The organism is Dactylosporangium sp. NPDC049140, assembly GCF_040648435.1.
Map to the genome: position 1 here is coordinate 68,580 of NZ_JBEZDS010000034.1, position 6,998 is coordinate 75,577.

At 74.5% G+C, this 6,998-nt stretch carries 8 protein-coding genes; 5 read left to right on the plus strand and 3 right to left on the minus strand.

Features of this window, described 5'->3' with window-relative positions; genetic code table 11:
* Nucleotides 1–82: 82 nt before the first annotated feature.
* The 3 genes from AB0B76_RS39210 (at nt 83) to AB0B76_RS39220 (ending at nt 2,120) form a co-directional block, all read left to right on the plus strand.
* On the plus strand, nt 83–568 hold the full coding sequence (locus AB0B76_RS39210) for a carbonic anhydrase (protein ID WP_360385211.1): 486 nt from the start codon (nt 83–85) through the stop codon (nt 566–568).
* Nucleotides 565–1,314 carry an SDR family oxidoreductase gene (locus AB0B76_RS39215; RefSeq protein WP_360385330.1) on the plus strand — a complete coding sequence of 250 codons (750 nt, stop codon included), beginning with the start codon at nt 565–567 and terminating at the stop codon, nt 1,312–1,314. Before AB0B76_RS39210 ends, AB0B76_RS39215 begins: the two co-directional genes overlap by 4 nt.
* 215 nt (nt 1,315–1,529) lie before the next feature.
* Entirely contained in the window at nt 1,530–2,120 is a 591-nt protein-coding gene (locus AB0B76_RS39220; RefSeq protein WP_360385213.1) for a hypothetical protein, read from the plus strand.
* Here AB0B76_RS39220 and AB0B76_RS39225 read toward each other — a convergent pair whose 3' ends face one another.
* Complete coding sequence (locus AB0B76_RS39225) at nt 2,121–2,549, minus strand: hypothetical protein (RefSeq protein ID WP_360385215.1); 429 nt, start codon at nt 2,547–2,549, stop codon at nt 2,121–2,123.
* Nucleotides 2,550–2,860: 311 nt separating this feature from the next.
* The gene (locus AB0B76_RS39230; protein ID WP_360385217.1) at nt 2,861–3,760 is read right to left on the minus strand and encodes a LysR family transcriptional regulator; all 900 of its coding nucleotides are present in this window, start codon (nt 3,758–3,760) and stop codon (nt 2,861–2,863) included.
* A 71-nt stretch (nt 3,761–3,831) separates the two neighbouring features.
* Between AB0B76_RS39230 and AB0B76_RS39235 the strand changes: the two genes are divergently transcribed.
* A complete protein-coding gene (locus tag AB0B76_RS39235; protein WP_360385219.1) occupies nt 3,832–4,632 on the plus strand; it encodes an oxidoreductase in 801 nt (266 codons plus the stop codon).
* Here the strand turns inward: AB0B76_RS39235 and AB0B76_RS39240 are convergent.
* Nucleotides 4,629–5,438 (minus strand): isocitrate lyase/phosphoenolpyruvate mutase family protein, encoded by an 810-nt coding sequence (locus tag AB0B76_RS39240; RefSeq protein ID WP_360385221.1) that lies wholly within the window; start codon nt 5,436–5,438, stop codon nt 4,629–4,631. The genes AB0B76_RS39235 and AB0B76_RS39240 overlap by 4 nt on opposite strands.
* 65 nt (nt 5,439–5,503) lie before the next feature.
* Here AB0B76_RS39240 and AB0B76_RS39245 point away from each other — a divergent pair.
* The coding region (locus AB0B76_RS39245; RefSeq protein ID WP_360385223.1) for a hypothetical protein at nt 5,504–6,998 on the plus strand (1,495 nt) is incomplete at its 3' end.

Consider the following 6,998-nt stretch of genomic DNA (forward strand, 5'->3'; position numbering starts at 1 on the left):
TCGCTTTCGGCCGGGGGTGACTTTGGCCTCGTGTGACCAACACATCAGCCGTTCGGATGAAGGATCTGCTTCACTCGGTCTTATGTCCGCGATCGACCACCTGATCCACGCGAACGCGCGCTACGCCGAGACGTTCCCGGGTCCGCGCCCGTTGCGCCCGAAGCTGCGCCTGACCGTCATCGCGTGCATGGACTCGCGGCTGGACCTCTTCGGCGCCCTGGGCCTGGAGATCGGCGACGCGCACCTCATCCGCAACGCGGGCGGCCTGCCGACCGAGGAGGTGCTGCGCTCCCTCGCGATCAGCCAGCGCAGTCTCGGCACCCGCGAGGTCGTGCTGATCCACCACACCGAATGCGGCATGGACGGCTTCGACGACGCGCGGTTCCGCGCCCAGCTGGCCGAGACCGGCATGGTCCCGACCTGGGACGTGCCGGGCTTCACCGACCTGCACGACACCATGCGCAACTCGATCCGCACCGTGCGCGAGTGCCCGTGGCTGCCGAACCGCGACGACGTGCGCGGCTTCATCTTCGACGTGGCCACCGCCAAGATCGAAGAGGTCGTCTGACCCCCGCGGCCCCGGCGTACGTCGTCACCGGCGCGGCCGGCGGCGTGGGCCGCGGAATCGCCGAGCACCTGGCCGGCTCGGGTGCCCGCGTGGTGGTCCTGGACCGCTCGCCGGCGCCGTGGGCCGACGGCGAACGCGTGCTCGCCCTGGCCGGCGACGCGGCGGACGAGCGGGTGACCGAGCGGGCCGCCGACCTGGCCGGTCCGTCGCTGGCGGGCTGGGTCAACAACGCGGCGGTCTTCGAGGACGCCTGGCTGCACGAGCAGCCGGCGTCGCGGGTCGTGGACCTGATCACCGCCAACGTGGCCCTGGCGGTGGCGGGCTGCGCGACGGCGGTGAAGCGCCTGGGGCCGGGCGGGGCGATCGTGAACATCAGCTCCCACCAGGCCCAGCGCCCGGTGCGGGGCGCCCTGCCGTACGCCACGGCCAAGGCGGCGATCGAGGGCCTGACGCGCGCCCTGGCCGTGGACTACGGCCCGCGCGGCATCCGGGTGAACGCGGTGGCGCTGGGCACGATCGAGACCCCGCGCTCGGACGCCTACCTGGCGTCGCTGTCCTCGCCCGCGGCGGCGCGGATGACCGCCGATCTACGCCGTATACATCCCCTCGGCCGCCCCGGCGCCGCGGCGGAAGTGGCCGCGGTGGTGGCGTTCCTGTTGTCCCCGGCGGCGTCCTTCGTCAACGGCGCGGTGATCCCGGTGGACGGCGGCCGGGCGGTACGCGGCGAAGATCCCGAATCCCGCTGATTGCCGGCAAATTGCCGGTCCCATGGATCGGACGCGGGCGTCCGCAATGTGAACACCGCGCGGGTACCCCTCGCCCCCTCCGGCACTGCCCGTAACCGCTGGCCGTGCGGTGCGTGGCGGCGAACGACCCCTTACCGCAATTTGCATACGGCAGGGGTTGCGCCGAGGGATCCGCGTCGTCCCGATGGGGTCATGCATGCGGCACGATCGGACCCATGCGATACGGGGGGAGACTCAACCGGATCGAGTTCACGGCATTGATCGACCAGCAGGCCGGCCGCGTCCGCGCCAGCGCCGCGACGCTGCCGCTCTACGGCCCGGCCGGGTGGCCGGGCGGGTGCCGCCTGGGCGCGTGGGGCTGGGAGGACGACCGGCTCGTGCACGCCGGGCTGCTCTTCGGCGATCCGGTCGACTCCCTCCGCGTCCCGTGGGTCGAGGTGATCACCACCGCCGGCCCGCCCATGCCGCAGCTCATCGATCTGCGCATGGCGGCCACGGGGGAGCCCCGGGCCGACCGCCGCGCCGTCGAGCGGGCGCTCCGCGCGGCCTCCACCCCGGCGCCCGAGCGCGTCACGATCTCCGTCGACGGCGTGCCGCGCGAGTTCTCGCGCTGGCCCGACGAGCCGCTCGGCGACTCCCTCGGCCGCGGGTGGCTGGCGATCCTCGACGAAGTGCCGGGCCTGCTGCTGCGCGTCTCCGGGCTGGACCCCGCCGGGCTGGCGCTGGCCCGGGTCGGCGACATCGAGCCGCACCTCATGGGCACGCGGGCGCACCTGCTCGCCGGGTACGACGCCGTCGGGACCTGATCAGCGCGTCGCCAGGGCCTGGGCGAAGTTGACGCGCTGGATCGCCTCGGCCGCGTGCATCGGCGAGTACACGATCTCCTGGGCCAGGTAGTGATAGGGCCCCGACTGGATCGACACGACCAGCGGACCCGACATCGAGTGCGTCTTCGCCGTCAGGAACAGCAGGCCGAACAGCAGGAACAGGCTGAGCCCGCAGGTGAAGATCGACAGCACCACGGCCAGCACCGCGCACGTCACCGCCAGGCCCACGCCCCAGCCCGCCGTCGTCGTCATCGGGATCGGCTGGGAGACGACCATCCAGCGGCTGCCGCGGATCGGCCATACGCCCACCGGGGTGTAGATCGCCACGCCGTCGACGCGGACGTCGCCGATCTGCACGTCGGGGCCGTTGTAGGCGGGGGCGCCGCTGTACGGTACGGGCAACGTCACCACCGGATTGTCGCCTGCGTCCCGGTCGAGCGGACACCGTCCGGAAGGGCGGAATGCGTTCAGCCGGGCGCCGGGCTGCCGAGATGTACGTCCTCGGCTGGGGCCCGCTGCTCGCCGTTGCCCACGTCCACATCCTGTCGATGCACCTGGGCTGGTCCGGCTCCCGCGCCGCCACCCACGACGCCCAGACGTTCATGCTGGAGCTGGGGTCGGCCCTGGCCGGCCCGGGCCGCGTCGGGCTGCTCTTCGTCGCCGAGTCCGTCGCGGCGCGGCTGACCGCGGCGATCGAGCGCGTCCCCCGCCGGCCGCCGCTAGCCGGCGCTGGTCAGGTCGACCCGTTCGGACAGCTCCGCCAGCAGCTTCACCAGGCGCTCGGCCGCGGGGGACAGGGTGTGCCAGGCGGCTACGGTCTCGGCCGCGTCGCCCTCGATCGGCACGAACACGACGCCCGTGTCGCGCAGGGTCCGCGCCGACGCCGCGAGCCGGGTGACGCCGACGCCGGCGGCGACCAGACCGAGCAGGTTCGGTACCGTCGCCGCCCTTTGCACCACATCGGGCCGGAAGCCGGCCGCGGAGAAGTCGCGGTCGTACTTGTCGTGCCACGGCGGCCACGACGACCGCGGCGTCAGCACCCAGGGCTCGCCGGCCAGCTCGGCGAGCGCGACCGCGGCCCGCCCGGCCAGGCGATGGCTCGCCGGCAGGACCGCGCACACCGGCTCCCGGGCGAGGGTGCGGGTGTTCAGGTCGGGTACGAGCGGCGGCCGGGTGAAGGCCAGGTCGAAGGTGCCGTCGCGCAGGCCGGCGACGAGCGGGTCGATCGCCGTGTCGGCGGTGCTGACCTCGACGTCCGGTAGGTGCTCGCGGCAGGCCCGCACCACCAGCGGCAGCATGTAGTTCGCGACCGAGGCGAGGAAGCCCAGGCGGAGCCGGCCGAGCTCGCCGGACTCGGCGCGGCGGGCCACCGCGACCGCGCGGTCCGCGGCGTCCAGGACCGCGCGGGCCTCGGCCAGGAACAGCCGCCCGGGCTCGGTGAGGCGGGTGCCGCGGGTGTCGCGGTCGAGCAGGCGGGCGCCGACGGTACGTTCCAGGGCGGCGATCTGCTGGGAGAGCGACTGCTGCGCGAGGTGCAGCTCCCGGGCCGCGGTCGTGAAGCTCAGGTGCTCGGCGACGGCGACGAAGTACCGCAGCTGGCGCAGCTCGGGAAGGCTCACAGGCTCCGACTGTAACCGCTCCCGGCGGCGTGTGTTGGCCGCCGTCCGTCGCTGCGGGCCAGGCTGGGGGCATGCGAAACTGGCTGATCACCGGGTGCTCGTCCGGGTTCGGGGCGGCGCTGGCCCGGGCCGCGCTGGCCGCGGGCGACCGGGTCATGGCGACCGCGCGCAACCCCGACGCGCTGACCGAGTTCCCCGACCGCACCCGCCTCGACGTGACCGACGAGGACTCGATCGCGGCCGCGGTGGCGCTCACCGCCGAGCGCTTCGGCGCGATCGACGTCCTCGTGAACAACGCCGGCCACGGCTCCGTCGGCGCGGTCGAGGAGATCGAGCCCGAGCACCTGCGCGCGCTCATGGACGTCATGTTCTTCGGCGCCGTGTCGCTGACCCGGGCCGTCCTGCCGCACATGCGGGCCCGCGGCCAGGGCGCCGTCGTGCAGATCTCCTCCATGGGCGGGCAGCTGACGATGCCGGCGTTCGGCGCCTACTGCTCCGCGAAGTTCGCGCTGGAGGCGATGTCCGAGGCCTTGTACGCCGAGGTCGGTGCCCTCGGCATCCGCGTGCACATCGTGGAGCCGGGCGCCTTCCGCACATCCTTCGGCGGCGCGGGGCTGCACCGGTCGCCGCGCCTGCCCGCCTACGCGGAGACGACGGCGGCGACCCGGGCCGCGGTCGAGACGATGGACGGCACCCAGCCCGGCGACCCGGACAAGGCGGCACAGGCGATCCTGACCCTGCTGTCGCTGCCGGACGCGCCGCTGCGCCTGGCCCTGGGCTCGGATGCGGTCGACGCCATCCGAGCCCATCACGCCTGGGTCCAGGACGAGCTGTCCAAGTGGGAGACCTTGAGCCGGTCGACCGACATCTAGCCCATCAGCTCGTTGAGCTCCCCGAAGTCGTACGAGTCGGCCAGCGACGTGTACGTGCCCGCCGTGTAGGCCTCCCGCGCCGCCTTGCGGGCCAGCGCGTAGGCGGCCTCGGCGATCCACGACCCGAGGCTGACCCGGGCCACGCCCAGCGCCGCGAGCTCGGCCACAGTCGGCGTACCCGGCTGCGCGAGGACGTTCAGCGGCGCCGGGATCGCCTTGGCCAGCGCGCCGATCGTGGCGGGGTCGGCGACGCCGGGCACGAAGATGCCTGTCGCGCCGGCCGCGAGGTACGCCTCGGCCCGTTCCACGGTCTCCTCGGGCCGCCCGCGGAAGTACGTGTCGACGCGCGCGTTGATGTACAGGTCGACGCCCGCGTCGTCGGCGGCGGCGCGGGCCGCGGCGATGCGGGCCTGCTGCCCGGCGACGTCGCGCAGACCGGCTTCGTTGTTCTCGCGGGCGGTGTCCTCGATGTTGACGCCGACGGCGCCGGCCGCGAGCACACCTCGGATCGTCTCGGCGACGTCGGCCGGCGTCGCGCCGAAGCCGGACTCGATGTCGGCGGTCACGGGCAGCTCACCAGGCACGGCGCGCACGATCCGGGCGAGGTGCTCGAGCGCCTGCTCCCGGGGGAGCGTGTCCCCGTCGGGAGCCCCGAGCGTCCACGCCACCCCGGCCGAGGTGGTCGCAACGGCGGGCGCACCGCTGGCGGCGACGATGCGGGCGGAGGCGGCGTCCCAGGCGTTGACGAGCACGAGCGGATCGGCAGCGGTGTGCAGGGCCCGAAAGGCCGCGGCGCGGTTGGTCATGAGCGCCATTCTTCCGCCGCCGTGCGGGGCGGCCCCAATGTTTCAGTGCAGACTAAATTGTACCGGTGGTGACGATCGGCCTCTCCGCGTCCGCGGTCGCCCGGATCCGGTTCGCGATCTCCCCGCTGTGGGAGACGATCGCGAGCCTGCGCGTGCTGCGCGACCCGGGCGGCCACGCGATCCACCTGCCGTGGGCGGCCCGGGTGCGGCAGCTGGACGTGTCGCGGCTGGCCGGGCTCGTGTCGCCGGCCCCGGGGTACATCCCCGATTTCCTGACCCCGACGCCGCCGGGCCCGTTCCCGGGCCTGGAGGAGGAGCTGGCCGTGCTGGCGGCCACGCCGGCGGACGTGATCGAGGCCCAGAGCGGTGCCGCGCTGGACCCGGAACGCTTGGCGCAGGCGCTGCGGGAGTACTTCGCGGCCGCGATCGCCCCCGATTGGCCGCGCATCAGGGGCCTGCTGGAGGCGGAGGTGTACGCGAGGGCCCGTTCCCTGGCCGCCGACGGGGTGGGCGGCCTGCTGAACGACTTGCACGCGAACGTGTCGTTCGCGGACGGCACCCTGTCGGTGCTGCAGCGCTGGTGCACGGCGGATGACGTACGCGACGGCGGCGACCTGGTACTGGTGCCGTCCGTGTTCGTGTGGCCGTCGGTGCTGACGGTGTTCGGGGCGCAGGCCCAGCTGGCCTATCCGCCGCGGGGTGTGGGCGTGCTGTGGGAGTCACGGGGCGGCGCTGGCCGCAGGGCCCGCGGCGCCTTCGGCGGTGCGACGGTTGGCCGGGCGAGCGGCGGCGTCGGCGGCAGGGCGGCTGGCGGTTCTGGTAGCGGCAGCCCCGGCGGTAGAGCGGGTGGCAGCGGCGCAGGCGGTGGTAGGGCCGGTGGTGCGGTCGGCGGCACGGCTGGTCCTGGCGCTGGAACGGGCGACGGCGCTGCCGGCAGGGCGAGCGGCGGCCCCGGCGGCAGAGCGGGTGGCAGCGGCGCAGGCGGTGGGCCGATCGGTGGTGCGGTGGGCGGCACGGCTGGTCGTGGCGCTGGAACGGCTGGCGGCGTTGTCGGCGGGGCCGGCGCCGCCGACGAGGTCGGCGACGGCAATCGGGTCAATGGCAGCGGTGGAGGTGCGACAAGCGGCGGCGGGGCGGGCAGGGGCAGCCGCGGTCGGGCCACCAGCGAAAGCAGCAGCCGGTCGGACAGCGGCGCCGGCGGTAGTGGAGGGGTCAGCGGCGGCAATCGGATCGGTGGCGCTGGTGGCGCGGCGGCGAGCAGCGGTGCCGACGGCAGGGGCAACATTGGCGGCAGCACCAGCGACAGGGCGAGCAGCGGCACGATTCGCGGCGGCGTCGACGGCCGGGCCAGCGGTGGCCGAGCGGGCAGCGGCACCAGCATCAGGAAGAGCGGCGGCACGGTTCGCGGCGGCGCAGACCGCGAGGTCAGCGGTGGCCGAGTGGGCAGCGGCACCAGCGGCACGGCGAGCGGCGGCACGGTTCGCGGCGGCGCAGACCGCGAGGTCAGCGGTGGCCGAGTGGGCAGCGGCACCAGCGGCACGGCGAGCGGCGGCACGGTTC

What these genes read in the sequence shown, in the direction of transcription:
- AB0B76_RS39220 (WP_360385213.1), top strand. Translation starts at nt 1,530, where the DNA reads ATGCGATACGGGGGGAGACTCAACCGGATCGAGTTCACGGCATTGATC.
- AB0B76_RS39235 (WP_360385219.1), top strand. Translation starts at nt 3,832, where the DNA reads ATGCGAAACTGGCTGATCACCGGGTGCTCGTCCGGGTTCGGGGCGGCG.
- AB0B76_RS39240 (WP_360385221.1), bottom strand. Translation starts at nt 5,438, where the DNA reads ATGACCAACCGCGCCGCGGCCTTTCGGGCCCTGCACACCGCTGCCGAT.
- AB0B76_RS39210 (WP_360385211.1), top strand. Translation starts at nt 83, where the DNA reads ATGTCCGCGATCGACCACCTGATCCACGCGAACGCGCGCTACGCCGAG.